This is a genomic window from Antrihabitans stalagmiti, from assembly GCF_016482825.1.
GTDB lineage: Bacteria > Actinomycetota > Actinomycetes > Mycobacteriales > Mycobacteriaceae > Antrihabitans > Antrihabitans stalagmiti.
Genome location: NZ_JAEMNV010000013.1, coordinates 99,947 through 113,585, shown reverse-complemented (window position 1 = coordinate 113,585; position 13,639 = coordinate 99,947). Strand labels below are relative to the sequence as shown.

Annotated in this window: 13 protein-coding genes and 1 tRNA gene; 6 read left to right on the top strand and 8 right to left on the bottom strand. The window is 63.6% G+C overall.

The genetic code is table 11. The features are described 5' to 3' along the window. Nucleotides 1-1,930, bottom strand: a 1,930-nt coding sequence (locus JGU71_RS28080) for a non-ribosomal peptide synthetase (protein WP_307829950.1), incomplete at its 3' end; no start/stop codon positions are given. A 275-nt stretch (nt 1,931-2,205) separates the two neighbouring features. Here JGU71_RS28080 and JGU71_RS28075 point away from each other — a divergent pair. Beyond that, a tRNA-Leu gene (locus tag JGU71_RS28075) sits at nt 2,206-2,279 on the top strand. 189 nt (nt 2,280-2,468) lie between these two features. Beyond that, complete coding sequence (locus tag JGU71_RS28070; protein WP_199708445.1) at nt 2,469-3,689, top strand: lipase family protein; 1,221 nt, start codon at nt 2,469-2,471, stop codon at nt 3,687-3,689. A 129-nt stretch (nt 3,690-3,818) separates the two neighbouring features. Here the strand turns inward: JGU71_RS28070 and JGU71_RS28065 are convergent, their stop codons facing one another. Further along, nucleotides 3,819-4,658, bottom strand: a complete 840-nt coding sequence (locus JGU71_RS28065) for a ferritin family protein (protein ID WP_199708444.1) — start codon at nt 4,656-4,658, stop codon at nt 3,819-3,821. Nucleotides 4,659-4,775: 117 nt separating this feature from the next. On the opposite strand from JGU71_RS28065, the gene JGU71_RS28060 reads away from it, so the two are divergent. After that, nucleotides 4,776-5,456 carry a GAF and ANTAR domain-containing protein gene (locus JGU71_RS28060; protein ID WP_199708458.1) on the top strand — a complete coding sequence of 227 codons (681 nt, stop codon included), beginning with the start codon at nt 4,776-4,778 and terminating at the stop codon, nt 5,454-5,456. 16 nt (nt 5,457-5,472) lie between these two features. On the opposite strand, the gene JGU71_RS28055 is transcribed toward JGU71_RS28060, so the two are convergent. Together JGU71_RS28055 and JGU71_RS28050 are read right to left on the bottom strand one after the other, a co-directional pair. After that, nucleotides 5,473-5,817, bottom strand: a complete 345-nt coding sequence (locus JGU71_RS28055) for an ArsR/SmtB family transcription factor (RefSeq protein ID WP_199708443.1) — start codon at nt 5,815-5,817, stop codon at nt 5,473-5,475. Further along, entirely contained in the window at nt 5,814-6,278 is a 465-nt protein-coding gene (locus JGU71_RS28050; RefSeq protein ID WP_199708442.1) for an SRPBCC domain-containing protein, read from the bottom strand. Before JGU71_RS28050 ends, JGU71_RS28055 begins: the two co-directional genes overlap by 4 nt. Before the next feature lie 155 nt (nt 6,279-6,433). Here JGU71_RS28050 and JGU71_RS28045 point away from each other — a divergent pair, with 155 nt between their 5' ends. Next, a complete protein-coding gene (locus tag JGU71_RS28045) occupies nt 6,434-6,859 on the top strand; it encodes a PPOX class F420-dependent oxidoreductase (RefSeq protein WP_199708441.1) in 426 nt (141 codons plus the stop codon). 6 nt (nt 6,860-6,865) lie between these two features. On the opposite strand, the gene JGU71_RS28040 is transcribed toward JGU71_RS28045, so the two are convergent. Further along, complete coding sequence (locus JGU71_RS28040; RefSeq protein WP_199708440.1) at nt 6,866-8,485, bottom strand: FAD-dependent monooxygenase; 1,620 nt, start codon at nt 8,483-8,485, stop codon at nt 6,866-6,868. Nucleotides 8,486-8,624: 139 nt separating this feature from the next. On the opposite strand from JGU71_RS28040, the gene JGU71_RS28035 reads away from it, so the two are divergent. Then, the gene (locus JGU71_RS28035) at nt 8,625-9,476 is read left to right on the top strand and encodes a GNAT family N-acetyltransferase (RefSeq protein WP_199708439.1); all 852 of its coding nucleotides are present in this window, start codon (nt 8,625-8,627) and stop codon (nt 9,474-9,476) included. Nucleotides 9,477-9,561: 85 nt separating this feature from the next. Here JGU71_RS28035 and JGU71_RS28030 read toward each other — a convergent pair whose 3' ends face one another. Both JGU71_RS28030 and JGU71_RS28025 read right to left on the bottom strand, forming a co-directional pair. After that, the gene (locus JGU71_RS28030) at nt 9,562-10,605 is read right to left on the bottom strand and encodes an alpha/beta fold hydrolase (RefSeq protein ID WP_199708438.1); all 1,044 of its coding nucleotides are present in this window, start codon (nt 10,603-10,605) and stop codon (nt 9,562-9,564) included. 13 nt (nt 10,606-10,618) lie between these two features. After that, nucleotides 10,619-11,464 (bottom strand): alpha/beta fold hydrolase, encoded by an 846-nt coding sequence (locus JGU71_RS28025; protein WP_199708437.1) that lies wholly within the window; start codon nt 11,462-11,464, stop codon nt 10,619-10,621. A 283-nt stretch (nt 11,465-11,747) separates the two neighbouring features. Between JGU71_RS28025 and JGU71_RS28020 the strand changes: the two genes are divergently transcribed. Further along, on the top strand, nt 11,748-12,158 hold the full coding sequence (locus JGU71_RS28020) for a hypothetical protein (protein WP_199708436.1): 411 nt from the start codon (nt 11,748-11,750) through the stop codon (nt 12,156-12,158). A gap of 51 nt (nt 12,159-12,209) precedes the next feature. Here the strand turns inward: JGU71_RS28020 and JGU71_RS28015 are convergent, their stop codons facing one another. After that, the gene (locus JGU71_RS28015; protein ID WP_199708435.1) at nt 12,210-13,631 is read right to left on the bottom strand and encodes a phytoene desaturase family protein; all 1,422 of its coding nucleotides are present in this window, start codon (nt 13,629-13,631) and stop codon (nt 12,210-12,212) included. Nucleotides 13,632-13,639: the final 8 nt, after the last annotated feature.

Below are 13,639 nucleotides of genomic sequence, written 5' to 3'. Positions count from 1 at the left end.
GTTCGTGGCGTTCGACGATGTCGCCGATCGCGGCCCGCAACGCGTCGACGTCCAATGTCCCGGTAAGTCGAATGGCGAAGGGCACGTTGTAGTTCGGTGATGTCACATCGAACTGATTGGTCAACCACATGTGCTGTTGTGGCAAGGAGAGCGGCAGCTGGTCCGGGCGGTGCCGTGCCACGAGGGGCGGCTGCTCACGTGCGCTACACGCATCCACCTGGGCTGCGAGAGCCGAGACCGTCGAGAACTGAAACAGCAATCGGGCAGGGACTCGAACACCGACCTCGGCACCGATACGAGTGACGGCCAGCGTCGCTGCGAGCGAGTTGCCACCGAGGTCGAAGAAGTTGTCTCCTGCGCCGACGTGGTCCGCGTTCAGCACTGCCGCGAAGACGTCGGCCACCACCCGTTCGGTACGAGTAATGGGCTCGACGTATTCGCGCGCGGCCAGTTCGGGTGCGGGAAGTGCGGCGCGGTCGAGTTTGCCGACGGGGGTCAGTGGGATGGCGTCGAGGGTCATGATGGTCGTGGGGACCATGTAGGCGGGCAGGCTGGCACCGACGAAGTCGGTGAGGGTGTGGACGTCGATGCTGCGTCCAGGGGTTGGGACGACGTAGCCGACGAGTGCTTGTGTTCCGGTGCTGATTTCGCGGGCGAGGGTGACGGCGAAGTCGACGTCGGGGTGGGCGGCGAGGGCGGCGTCGATTTCGCCGAGTTCGATGCGGTAGCCGCGGAGTTTGACTTGGAAGTCGGCGCGGCCGACGTATTCGACGGTGTTGTCGGGTCGCCACCGTGCGAGGTCGCCGGAGCGGTACATGCGGTCGCCTGGTTCGCCCATGGGGTTGGGGACGAATCGTTCGCTGGTGAGGCCGGGTCGTTGGTTGTAGCCGCGGGCCAGCCCCGGGCCCGCAAGATAGAGCTCACCCGTGACACCGGTCGGTACTTGTTTCAACCGGCTGTCGAGGACGTAGGTGGACATCCCGCGGATCGCCGCGCCGATGACGATCGGTTGGCCCGGTTCCAGTGGGTCGCTGATGTTGGTCATGATGGTGGTTTCGGTGGGGCCGTAACCGTTGTAGAAGCCGCGGCCGGTTGCCCAGCGGTCGACGAGTTGGGGTGCGCAGGCTTCGCCGCCGACGACGACGACGCGGAGTTCGTCGAGTCCTCTGGGGTCGACCGAGGCCAAGGCAGCCGGCGTGATGAAGGCGTGGGTGACGTGTTCGGTGCGCAGGAGTTGGGCGAGTTCGGCGCCGCCGTAGACGTCGATGGGGCCGATGACCATGGTGGCGCCTGCACACGTTGCAAGGAGCAGTTCCAGGACGGAGGCGTCGAAGCTGGGGGAGGCGAAGTGCAGGGTGCGTGAGTCGGGGGTGATCGAATAACGCTCGCGTTGCTCGGCGGCGAAGTTCGCGAGTCCGGCGTGGGTGACGATCACACCCTTGGGTCGTCCGGTCGATCCTGATGTATAGATGACGTACGCCGGATGCGTCAGGCGGAGCGGACGGATACGTTCCTGGTAGTCGATGGCGTCGGTCGACTTGGCTGCGATGGCGTCTGTGGTTTCGGGGGAGTCGACGACGACCCAGTCGACATTGTCGGGTAGGTCGGCTCGTCGTTCGGCGAGTGTCAGCCCAAGTGCAACACCGGAATCGGAGATGATGAAGGCGACTCGGTCGGCGGGGTATTCGGGGTCGATCGGGACGAACGCCGCGCCCGTTTTGGCGACGGCCCAGACGGCAAGGACGGATTCGATGGATCGTTGGATCGCGACGGCAACGAGGTCTTCGGCACCGATGCCACGCTCGATCAACACCCGGGCGAGTTGCGAGGACCGCTCGTCGAGTTCGGCATAGGTCAACGAACGCCCCGCGCAGGTGACACCAACCGACGTCGGGTTGGCCTCGACAGCCGCCGCCAAGATCTGAGGCAACGTAAGGCCCCGTGCGCGCCGCTGTCTACCGCTACCTGGTCGAACTCGGCCTTGTGGCACGGGAGGGGGGCCTGCAGCAATCGGCTCGTCGGCGCGAGTCCTCGTAGTCACTTCGTCAACCCCTAGTTCGAACTGCTTCGGCAGTGCGGATCCTCCCCGACCTCGAATCTGCCTATCGGCGGGCGTTCGGGCAATCGTTCGTTCGAATGAATGAAACGACAACCGGCGGCCTTCCATGCCTATCGCCGCGATGTGACATTCTGTGACACCGAGAAGCCCCCATAGCCCAATTGGCAGAGGCAGCGGACTTAAAATCCGCACAGTGTCGGTTCGAGTCCGACTGGGGGCACCGAGAAGGCCGTAGTTTTTCAGCACCCGACCCGGTTTGCCCGGATTGTCGCGCGCAGTGTGCGTTTGTGCCGGGAATGGCGCTCGAGTTATGGATTTGAGACGTATCGATCTGGCATGATCATGCCAACGTGCGGTTTCTCGGGTGGGGATCCGGCGGCCGCCTCGTTTTTGACGATAAAGGATACCCATGGGCCGTTTCTTCCGTGCATTGGTTCGCGCCAGCGCAATGGGCTTGATGCTCGCTCTTGCAGCGACTCTGGTAGGGCCGAGCCATGTTGCCGCAGCGCCGTTGATGCCAACCCCGGACCCGGATCCGTTTTATGCCGCGCCGCCGGACCTCGCCGACCGCGCGAACGGCGACGTACTGAAGATGCGGGAAAAGCCGTGGCACGTTTATTTCCCGACGAGTCGAGTGTTCGAGGTGCTCTACCGAAGCACCGATTCGGAAGACAAGCCGATTGCGGCGAACACGACGTACATTCTGCCGTCGAATCACGCTCCCGACGCCCCGCTGCTGTCCTATCAGCACATCATCAATGCGCTTGGCACCAAGTGCAAAGTTGCGTCCAAGCTCTACACATCCGACCCGATGAATCTGATCCTCGAGATGCCGGGCCTCAACCTTGCACTTGCCCGCGGTTGGGCGGTGGCGCTGCCTGATCACCTGGGTCCGCGGATGTCGTACGGCGCCGCGAAGCTCGGCGGTCAGCTCACGCTGGATGCGATTCGGGCCGTCAAGAACGTCCCCGAGTTCATGGTGACCAACAGCAAGGTCGGACTCGGCGGCTATTCCGGTGGTGGGATGGCAACGGCCTGGGCGGCAGCTCTCGCGGGAACCTACGCACCCGAGCTTCCGATCATCGGGTCCGCGTACGGCGGAGTCCCGATGAATCTCACGGAGATGGCGCGCGCACTCGGCAGCCAGCCACACATAGCGTTCGGTCTCGCCGCCATCGCATTGCTCGGGCTCGAACGCGAATACCCGGACCGTATCGACGTAGCCAGTCAACTCAATGGGTACGGTCGCTGGCTCGCCGATTTCGTCATCAACGGATGCACCAACGAGGCGATGTTCGTCGGGTTCTACAAGAGTGCCGGTCAGCTGACCGACAACCCGAACTACATGGACACTCCCGCCGTTTGGCAATTGCTCGACGAGAACAGCTTGGAACTGTTTCCCGGTATTCCGAATGCGCCGGTTTTCGAATGGCACAGCCCGATCGACGGCTTGATTCCGGTCCCGGCTATCGACCACACCCTCGGGCGCTACTGCGCGGCTGGAGTCGATCTGTTCACCATGCTCACTCCGACACCGGATCATCTGTCTGCCGCACCGCTCGGCATGTTCCAGGCTCTGGATTGGCTCGACAAGAAGTTTCAGAATCTGCCGACCGCACGGTCCTGCTGACATACACGTTTGTCCCGCGGCGGTCGAGATCGCGACCGGCAACTCGCCGAAGCGCGAGTAGCCCAACGGATCAGAGCACAGAGCAGGCGAACCGATGGGTTCGCCTGCTCTGCTCTTTTCGAAAATGGTTCAGGAAACGCCGACTGTGTCTTTCGCAATCGCTGCGACGTGAGTCTGTGCGGCGGACACAACGGTTGTGCGGTCCTTGGTTGCTTCCTCGAACGCCACGACGCTACGGATGTCCTTCGGATTCCGCAGCGACCTGATGGCGTCGATCGCAGCGGACGCGTTGAGGTCGTCATAGCCCTCGATCGGGAGTTCGTCAGCGGTCGGCGTCGCAGTTCCGCGGCCGAAGTTGACGAGTTCGCTGACCCGAGCCGGCACCTGTTTCGCGGACTCCGCGAGATGATCTCCGATGTTGGTGACCCAGCCGCCCGGAAGATTCAAGACCGTGGTTGCCAACGCCGCTGCAGACTGGAGCGGAGTGCGCCGCAAAGCGGCGGGGCCACCGAGTGCTTCCTCGGCGAGAACGGTGATCAACCAATCGACGGTCGCCTGGTGCGCTGTGATCAGGCGGTCGGCCAAATCGGTGAGCGTCTCGTCGTCGACCTGTACCGCGAGTGCCCGCAGGTAGGTGGAGCGCCCGAGCAGTTGGTGTTCGAGCGCAAGATCGCCGAGAACCGCCTCGTCGAACGGTTGTGCCTGTTCGAACACGGTTTTGAGGGTCGCGCCGATCCGACCGGCGACGGGGCCGATGAAAGCGGGTACGGCACCGAAGCGACGGATCGTGTCTTCGATCTCCTTGGTCCGCTTCCGGCCGTTTTCGGCATTTTCCCGCAGTTCCTTGCTGACCGCTGCGGTCCGAGCCTGCGCGGTGCGTGTTTCCGCGATCATGATCTCGGTGTTGGTCAGCGCTGCAAGAGCGCGGAGTTGAGTGATGATGGCATTCGTTGCTGTCGTTGTCGGCATATCAAAGTGGGGTACCAACACCCCCCGTGCATCAAACAAGTGAGCGTTTTCGCGCAGGCCGCATGGGGTAGGACTTTTGTGACCGTGTATCCCGAAGACGACCGGAGCGCGTCCGACATGGAATCTCACAACCTAGTTGCAAAGCTGTCCGAACTCGCGAGAACGGCAGCAGCACCGGCAAGTCTCGATTCCGTACTTGCGGCGGTTACGGCATCCGTCGTCGATATTCTTCCGGCGGCCGACGCGGCGGGCATTTTGCTCATCTCCACGAGCGGCGCGTTCGAGTCGCGCGCATGCACCTCCGAACTGCCGCACACTCTCGATCTGTATCAGGAAAAGTTCGGCGAGGGGCCGTGCCTCGAAGCGGCTGTCGACGAACTGGTGGTCCGTACCGACGACTTCCGGACCGACCGTCGGTGGCCGCGTTACGGCCCGGCCGCTGTGGAGGCCGGAGTCTTGAGCGGGTTGTCTTTCAAGCTGTATACGAGTCGACGGAAAGCGGGCGCGCTCAACATCTTCGCGAAGCACGCGAACGCTTTCGATGCGCAGGCGGAAGCGATCGGGTCCGCGCTCGCCGCGCATGCTGCTGCCGCAATCGTCGCGAGCCGGAACGAGGAACAGTTGAAGTCGGCGTTGATGACTCGCGACATCATCGGGCAGGCGAAGGGCATGATCATGGAGCGTTACAAGTCCGACGCCGTGCGGGCGTTCGAACTGCTGCGCCAGTTGTCGCAAGACACCAACACTCCGTTGGTGGAGATCGCGCAGCAGATCGTCTCCGCCGAGTCGCCCGGGTAGACCCGGGCGACGCGACCTACTTCTTTGTGTCCTTGGCTTGCTGGATCGCTTCGGCGATGCGCTTGATCCGTTGCAGCCTGCTGTCCCAAGTCTTGCCGACCGCGTTCAATTGCGCTACGGCACGGGCAAGTTGGGCGTCGTCGATTCGGTAGAGCCGCTCGCGGCCCGACGGCGTCACATGGACCAATCCGACGCGATCAAGCACCGCAAGGTGTTTCGCGACCGCCTGTCGGGTAACCGGTAGTCGATCGCTGAGAGTTGTTGCGGTTCCTTCACCGTCGGCCAGCAACAGGTCGAGCATCCGCCGCCGCGTCGGGTCACCGATCGCCGACCAAAGGTCGTCGTCGCCGATGGGTGTCATCGCACGCCCACTCGTTCGCTGTAGTCGACCAGCCGCGGCAGGTGGATGTTCCAACCCTCGATGTGAGAGTTGTATTCCTCTTCCAGAACCGCCACCTCCCAGCCCATTTCGCGGAACCCCGTTTCTGTCATACGCAGCGTCGTGCCCGTTCCGGAGGGCGTGAGTTGGAACGTAACGAGCAGCGAATTGCCTGGTGCCGCAGCATCATCGGCGGGATGCAGCCAGCGGAAGGAGAACAGGCGCGGGGGCTCTGCATCGACAACGGTGATCGAGGCGATGTGGTCGGGTTCGGGATCGGCCAGGTGCCAGATCAGGGTTCCGCGCGAGCCCGAGACCGGCTCGAGGTCGGCGACTTCCTGCGGCCACCACTCCTTCAAGTGTTCCGGGCTGCTGATGACATCGAAGACCACATCGGGTGTTGCGTCGATGAACAGTGTGCGCTCGATCTTTCCGTATTCCATCTCTAGTCCTTTGATTGGCAACTTTTGGTTGCGTATGACGTTAACCCACCTGGGAGCGATGTGCAACCATCAATTGCGCATTATTTCTACCGATCGGACAGCGGGCAGGGGATGGATCGGAATAACCGGCGCCCCGACGCGGCTTGAATCTGCACATGACCGAATTCAACCCACGCACGCTGCTCGCGCAAGCACGACTCGGCGTGCTCGCAACGATCAAGTCGGACGGGCGGCCACAGCTGTCGCCGGTCACGCCGTACGTCGACGAGGAGGCAGGCATCGTCTACGTGTCGATGACCGAAGGTCGTGCCAAGACGGCCAACCTTCGGCGCGACCCGCGTGCGGCGTTGGAAGTGACCAGTTCCGACGGCTACGCATGGGCGACGGCTGACGGGACGGCGACGTTGACCGGACCGGGAACAGACCCACACGGCCCCGAGGTCGAGGCCTTGGTGGATTACTACCGCAGCGCCGCAGGGGAGCATCCGGACTGGGACGAGTACCGCGCGGTCATGGTTTCCGATCGCAGGGTGCTGATGGCCATGACGATCGAGCACGTCTACGGCGCACGAATTCGCTGACGGCACTCAGGCGAAAGTCGACTTCAAGTACTTCACGACGCTGTCCACGGCGGTGTCGCGCTGTGCGTACCCGAGGTAGCCGTCGGGGCGAATGATGAAGGTAGCCATGCCGGCCGCCGAGTACACACCGGCGAAGTCGCCGTTTACATCTCGAATCAACGGCAGAATCGTTTCACCGACATCGGCACTCGGCGCGGCGATCAAGTAGATGTCGAGGTGACCGTGTGCGTCGGCCGAAGCTGTCTCGGCCAGACTCTCGATGACACCCAAGTCCGAGGCGCTGGTAGCAGGGCCCGCGTAGATCAGCAGGGTGTGCTCGATTCGACCGAGCAACGTGAAGAGACGGATCGGGTCGGCGACGGCATCTCGAGCAAGACCCCTCGCATCGGGCGCGCGAGTGCCGGCGTGCGGGCCAGGGTCCGCAGCGGGTGAGGGTGCGACGATCGGGCTGTCCGCGTAGGAGATCAGCAGTTGTGCCTCGCGTCGGACGACGTAGTCGGGATCAGACGAATCGGCTCCGATACCTTCCCGAGCGCTCTTCACGGTCCGGCCGACGACTTCTTCGCCGACAGGACGTCTTTCGGCGTCATAGCTTGCCAGCAGGCCGTCGGCGGCCTGACCGTCGACGGCGAGCGCGAGCTTCCACGCCAGGTTGTGAGCATCTTGAATCCCGGTGTTCATGCCCTGTGCGCCGGTCGGGGGATGGATGTGGGCAGCGTCCCCCGCGACGAAAACCCGTCCCCTACTGTAGGAGTCGACGATGCGGTGACTGATCCGGAACACCGACGACCACCGCATGTTGGATGCGCGGGTCGGCTCCGGCGAGAGTCGGTCGAGCACGGCTTGGATGTGCGACAGTTCGGGGACCGCGCCGGCCTCGAAGCCGTGGGCGATCTGATCGCCTTCTGTCGCAGCAGGTTTGGCCAGATCATCGGGAACGAGCATCGACATCCGATACCGTCGTCGCCCTGGTAGCGGGATACACACGAGGGCTTCGTCGGTGACACCGTCGGTTTGGTGTGTCGATCGAATGCCGTAGCCCCGCGGCAACGACCAATCGACTTCTACGTCGCCGAGCATGTACTGCTCGGCGAAAGCGCCGCCCTCGAACGAGAGGCCCAGCGTCTTTCTGACGATGCTGTGTGCGCCGTCGCACCCGATCAGGTATTTCGCACGCACGGTCTCCTCGCCGTCTGCGCTCGAGAGGACAGCCCTGACTTCGTCGGCGTCCTGTTCGAAACCGGTGAGCTGCGTGCCACGTTCGACCGCGATGCCCAGCGGCGGAAGCTGTTCGGCGAGGATCCGCTCCGTCTCGTACTGGGGTATGCCGATGAATTCGAACGGCACGTCCGCGGGCAACCGCAGTTCGATGCGCCCGACCTCGGCACCGTTGACGTACATGATCTGTCCGCGCATGTGAATGCAAGCGTCGAGAACCTGCCGCAAGACGCCCATGCCTTCGAATATTTCTAGGGTTCTCGATTGAATGCCAACAGCTTTCGCGTACTGGCGTGGTTCCAGCAGCGGGTCGACGATGCGGCACGCAACGCCGTGTCGCCGCAGTTCGACGGCTGCGGTGAGGCCGATCGGCCCAGCTCCAATGATGAGTATATCGGTATCGGACATACGCTTTCCGCCTCACGAGTCGAACCCGGAAATATAGGAGAATTATGCTCGCCCAAATCTCGACTTATGGGCGGTTTTGTGGATCGGTTGCGGCAAAAATCTCCTCGACAACCCGCCGACCACGGTGTTGAGTCATCGGGTGACCTCTCACCGAACTCCGCTTTTCTGCGACGCAGCTTTGGCCTTACGTATCGAACGGGTCGAGTCCGAGCTCATCAGCAAGGGCAGTGCGGCGGCCCGATTCCGTCGGGGCGACGACAAGGGCTTCGTCATTCCGCTGGCCGGGGGAATCGCCAGCTACGCCGACGAGAACTCTCCGCTCAACAAGGTCGCCGGACTCGGCTTCGGTGGAATTCCTGCCGAGGCCGCGCTCGACGAGATAGAGCGGGCCTACTTCGCGCTCGGCGCACCAGTACAGGTCGAACTTGCACACCTCGTCGATCCTGCTCTCGGACAACTGTTGTCCGCACGGGGCTACCGCCTCGAAGGCTTCGAAAATGTGCTCGGGCTTGCGATCTCGAGCGATATGGAGCGGGTCCCTCCCGCCGGCGTCGAGATCAGGTCAAGTGGCGAGGATGAATTCGACGAGTGGATCGACCTTGTTGCGGCGGCGTTTGCTGCGCCCGACACGCAGGGTGCGGCGTCACACGAGGAGTTTCCACGGGAGGTGATCGCTGCGGCAATGCGCGACTTCGTCTCCGCCGCAGGGGTTGCGCGCTACTCGGCGTGGCGTGACGGTGAACTTGCCGGCGGTGCGAGTGTGCGCATTTCCGATGGTGTTGCGCAGCTGACGGGTGCTGCGACCGCATTTACTCACCGCCGCAACGGAGTTCAGACGGCACTGCTCGCCGTTCGACTTGCCGACGCAGCAGCAGCCGGCTGTGACGTCGCCGTCGTGACGACGCAGCCGGGCTCGAAGTCTCAACAGAACGTGCAGCGGCAAGGCTTCGATTTGCTCTACACCAGAGCAGTTCTGGTGAAGCAGCCATAACGCTGCTGGCACTCCACTATTTGGGAGTATCAGCGGGTTTCCGCGCGCAGGCGCGACCAGTGGAGCATCAGCAGCACTTGTCGTGCTATCCGAGGAACTCCGCAATCGATTTCCAGGCCGACCCACGGGCTTCCGGGGCGGTGAGCATGCCCAGGTGGCTGCCGCGTACCTGTTCGTAGCGAACTTCACTGGCACCGGTAAGCACCTGCCCACCCGCTTCCACGGATGCGGCGGGTGCGAGAAGGTCGGATTTGCTGCCGATCAGCAGAACCCGGCAGGTCAGCTTGGCCAGCTCGACTGCGAGGTCGGAGCGGATATGCACTGTGCCGGTGAACAATTCGTTACGCAGAATCAGTCGGCGATACACCTGACGGTAGAACCGACCCGGATAGCCCGGCATCCGAGCCATAAATCTGTCGACCGACTCCATCCGCGCAAGCGCCTCGCTGTCGAGGATGTTGCGGCCGATGAAGAGCGGTCGGGTGATTTCGCGTTCGAGCGCCTGGATCCGAAAACCGGCGCGTACGAACTGCTTCGGGATTCCGCCGAACAACCACGTCGAATATGCGACTTCGCGTCCACCCGTGATCGGTCCGACCAGCCGGGGGAGTGCAGTGCCGGGATTCTTCGTCTGATCGAAGGGAACGCCGACCGCGGTGACCGAAGCGATCGGCAGATCGGCGTGCGCGGCGGCGGTGAGAACCGAGAACATGCCGCCGAAGGACCAGCCGATCAGATCGACGGGAGCGCCGCCATGCGCTTCGGACACCCGTCGCACCGCGTCCGGCACGATCCTGTGTGTCCAGTCTTCGAGGCCCATGTTTCTGTCGGCCCACGTGATGTCGCCGTAGTCGACGACGTAGGGCTGCTTGCCGATCTCGAGCAGAAACTCGACAACGCTCTGGCTGGGTCGCAGGTCGTAGCACGAGATCACCACGGCAAGCGGGGGGACGAGAAGGACCGGATTTCCGGTCGCCGCAGTCGTTCGGTCGTACCGTCGCAGCGTCTCGTGCGGTGCCGCGTGCACAACGGTCGACGGGGTCGGTTGGTACGGCTCGACACCGTCGCCGAACGTCACCGCCCACGCATTACGCGCAGCGGAATCCAGGTTTTCCAGCAGCGTGCTCATCGGCCCGAGCCAGCTACTTACGGCGCCGGGCGCGAGGTGCGACGGTTGCGCTACCAGACAGCAGCACTTCGGCAACGAGCTTCGGGTCGTCCTGCATGGGAACGTGGCCGAGTCCGCGCAACTTGATCAGCTTGGCGTTGGGGAACGTGCGCAGCACTCGCTTGGCCTGGTAGATCGGCAGAATCATGTCGCGGCTGCCCCATGCGACGGTGACGGGTGTGGTCACGTCGACGACCGGGCTGAAGGTCGGTGCCTCGGCCGGCGCGCGGTCGAGAACCTGATTTTCGAGCAGCGACCGGACGTCGATCTGAGCGGCGTCGGCGTCGGCGAGCCAGGGGCGGCCGTAGAACGCGCCCAGCATCAGCGAACGCGAGGGCTTCATTTGCATCGCTCGTGACGCGGCTTCGGGTCCGAGCAGTCTGGCGCTGGCACGCAGGCTTGTGAAGATTGCCAGCGAGCGACGGTGGTCGAGGCTGTTCACGGCGAATCCGGCCGGCGACAACGCTGTCGCCGACCGGACTCGACCACGTGCGGCCAATTCGAGTGCGGCCCAGCCGCCGAGCGAGTTGCCGGCGACATGGGGGAGTTCGCCCGCGGGCGTGACATCGGTGAGGAACTGATCGAGTTCGGCGATGGCGGCATCGAGCAGGTTGCCGTCCGTCTCCGACATCGGGGACTCACCGTGACCGGGCAGGTCGACCGTCACGACTCGTCGATGCTCGGCCAGGAGGTCGACGATCGGATCCCACGCGTGCCGCCGATGGGTCAATCCATGGAGGAGAACAAGTGTCGGTCCTGACCCGGTTACGTCGTACGCGAGGGACGGCGAGCGCAGAAGCGCAGCGGGGGCGACAGTCATTGTCGACCTTTCTGTTGTTCTCCACCATCGTGGCGCGGCAGGATTTTCCGTGTTTGTGACGGTTGGTAACGGGAACCGTACCTGACACATCGGCGTGAATCGTAAACGGTGAACGTAGTAGACGAGTGAGGTTGTCGAGCATTCGGAGCGCCTGTGACTCAGGTCACTTCAGGCGCTGTCCCTATTGCCTACTTTTCCGCTGATTCCCCTGCTCAGGGGCCTATACGTGCTTATGCTAGCTCCGGTCGGGTTCGATGCTTGCAACCGTTGGGACGTGCTGCCTGTGAAGAAGAGAGCGATCGTTGCCGCAGTTTTGACCGGAGGTGCGCTGCTGTTGTCGGCGTGCTCGGACAACTCGTCGAGCGACGAGACGACGTCGAGTTCGACGACCCCGTCAGCGACCACAGCTGCTGCGACGACGACGCCTGCGGTTACCAGGACGGTTGCCCCGCCGCCACCTACGAAGACAATCGTGCCGCCACCGCTCACGGTGGTCCCCAAAACTGTTGTTCCGCCGCCTTTGCAGCCAACGACTCATGCGACGGGTCTACTGCCGCCGACTCACGATCCGGACATCATTCCGTCGGACATCGACCCGCCGACCCACGATCCGGACATCATTCCGCCGGACATCGACCCGCCGACCCACGATCCGGACATCATCCCGCCGGACATCGACCCCGGGAACGGCTAGCCCCTGAGAAATAGTGTTGGTTTCCTCTCGGAATCCGGGAGTGAACCAACACTATTTGCGCTTACGCAATTGCCGCAGCGCAGACTCCGCAGCGTTGTAGCCGGGCATCCCGTGCACGCCTGCCCCTGGGGGAGTCGACGACGAGCACATGAACACCCCAGGAATGCCGACGCTGTATGGGTCGACCGCGATTCGCGGGCGTAGGACAACCTGCAATCCCGCGTTCGCCCCACCGATGATGTCGCCGCCGACGTTGTTCGGATTGGCTGCGGCCAACTGCGCGGGTCCGATGCTGACCGATACGACTATCCGCTCCCGAAAGCCAGGTGCGAAACGTTCGAACTGCGCGATGACAGCCTCTGTGGCATCGCCGGAAAAGCCCTGCGGCACATGTGCATACGAGTACAGCGGGTTCAGCCCGCCTGCGGACCTGGACGGGTCGGCCGCGTACTGCTGACCGACGAGAACGAACGGCCGCTCCGGCATTCGGCCGAGGGTGACGTCCTTTTCTGCCGCTGCGATCTCGGCGAACGAGCCGCCGAGGTGCACGGTCCCTGCCCGACCGCATTCGGGATCGAGCCACGGCACGGCGCCGTCGATGGCGAAATCGACCTTGTACGCGGCTGGTCCACGGCGAAACTTGCGGTACGCGCGGGCGATTCGCCGTGGCACCCGCTCGCCGTAGATATCGAGCACGGCGTCGGGCGACACATCGAGTACGACGATGTCGGCGTCGGGGATGTCCGCGGCACTCCGCACACGAACGCCGGTTTCTACTGTGCCGCCGTGCGAGGACAGGACGGCGACGAGCGCATCCGCGATCGATTGGGATCCACCTTTGGCAACGGCCCACCCGTGTCGATGTCCTGACGCTGCGATCATCAGTCCGACCGCAGCGGACGCGGGTCGATCCAGGCGTGAATAGACATGGGCCGCAAGGCCGCCGAACAGCGCCCGACCCTTTTCCGTCCGGAACAGTTTCGCGGCAACGGTGGCGGGTGCCAACGCGCGCGGACCGAACGACGCCAACTTCAGCGGATGCCTCGGCACATGGACGATGGGTTGCATCAAGTCCGACGACAGTCCTTCGTAGCCGTCGACCATGCCGCGCAACAGACCGAGCCACCGGCGACCGTCGTCGCCGAGACCGGACGCCGTCTCGTCGATCGAACGATGCAGCAGTGCCGCGGAACCGCTGTCGAGCGGATGCGCGCAGTCGATGTCGGGCCACAGCCATTCCAGACCGAAACCTTCGATGTCGATCGAGGCGAAGAACGGCGACGCGACGCCCATCGGGTGAATCGCCGAGCAGTGGTCGTGTATCAGTCCAGGTGCGGTCAGCTCGCTGGATCGGAGTCCGCCGCCGATGGTGTCAGCAGCCTCGAGGACCTGCACCTCGATGCCGTTGCGGGCGAGGTGAATTGCGGCAGCGAGGCCGTTCGGTCCGCTGCCGACGATGACCGCCGTAGTCATCGCGCCAC

What these genes read in the sequence shown, in the direction of transcription:
- JGU71_RS28070 (WP_199708445.1), top strand. Translation starts at nt 2,469, where the DNA reads ATGGGCCGTTTCTTCCGTGCATTGGTTCGCGCCAGCGCAATGGGCTTG.
- JGU71_RS28065 (WP_199708444.1), bottom strand. Translation starts at nt 4,658, where the DNA reads ATGCCGACAACGACAGCAACGAATGCCATCATCACTCAACTCCGCGCT.
- JGU71_RS28060 (WP_199708458.1), top strand. Translation starts at nt 4,776, where the DNA reads ATGGAATCTCACAACCTAGTTGCAAAGCTGTCCGAACTCGCGAGAACG.
- JGU71_RS28055 (WP_199708443.1), bottom strand. Translation starts at nt 5,817, where the DNA reads ATGACACCCATCGGCGACGACGACCTTTGGTCGGCGATCGGTGACCCG.
- JGU71_RS28050 (WP_199708442.1), bottom strand. Translation starts at nt 6,278, where the DNA reads ATGGAATACGGAAAGATCGAGCGCACACTGTTCATCGACGCAACACCC.
- JGU71_RS28045 (WP_199708441.1), top strand. Translation starts at nt 6,434, where the DNA reads ATGACCGAATTCAACCCACGCACGCTGCTCGCGCAAGCACGACTCGGC.
- JGU71_RS28040 (WP_199708440.1), bottom strand. Translation starts at nt 8,485, where the DNA reads ATGTCCGATACCGATATACTCATCATTGGAGCTGGGCCGATCGGCCTC.
- JGU71_RS28030 (WP_199708438.1), bottom strand. Translation starts at nt 10,605, where the DNA reads ATGAGCACGCTGCTGGAAAACCTGGATTCCGCTGCGCGTAATGCGTGG.
- JGU71_RS28025 (WP_199708437.1), bottom strand. Translation starts at nt 11,464, where the DNA reads ATGACTGTCGCCCCCGCTGCGCTTCTGCGCTCGCCGTCCCTCGCGTAC.
- JGU71_RS28015 (WP_199708435.1), bottom strand. Translation starts at nt 13,631, where the DNA reads ATGACTACGGCGGTCATCGTCGGCAGCGGACCGAACGGCCTCGCTGCC.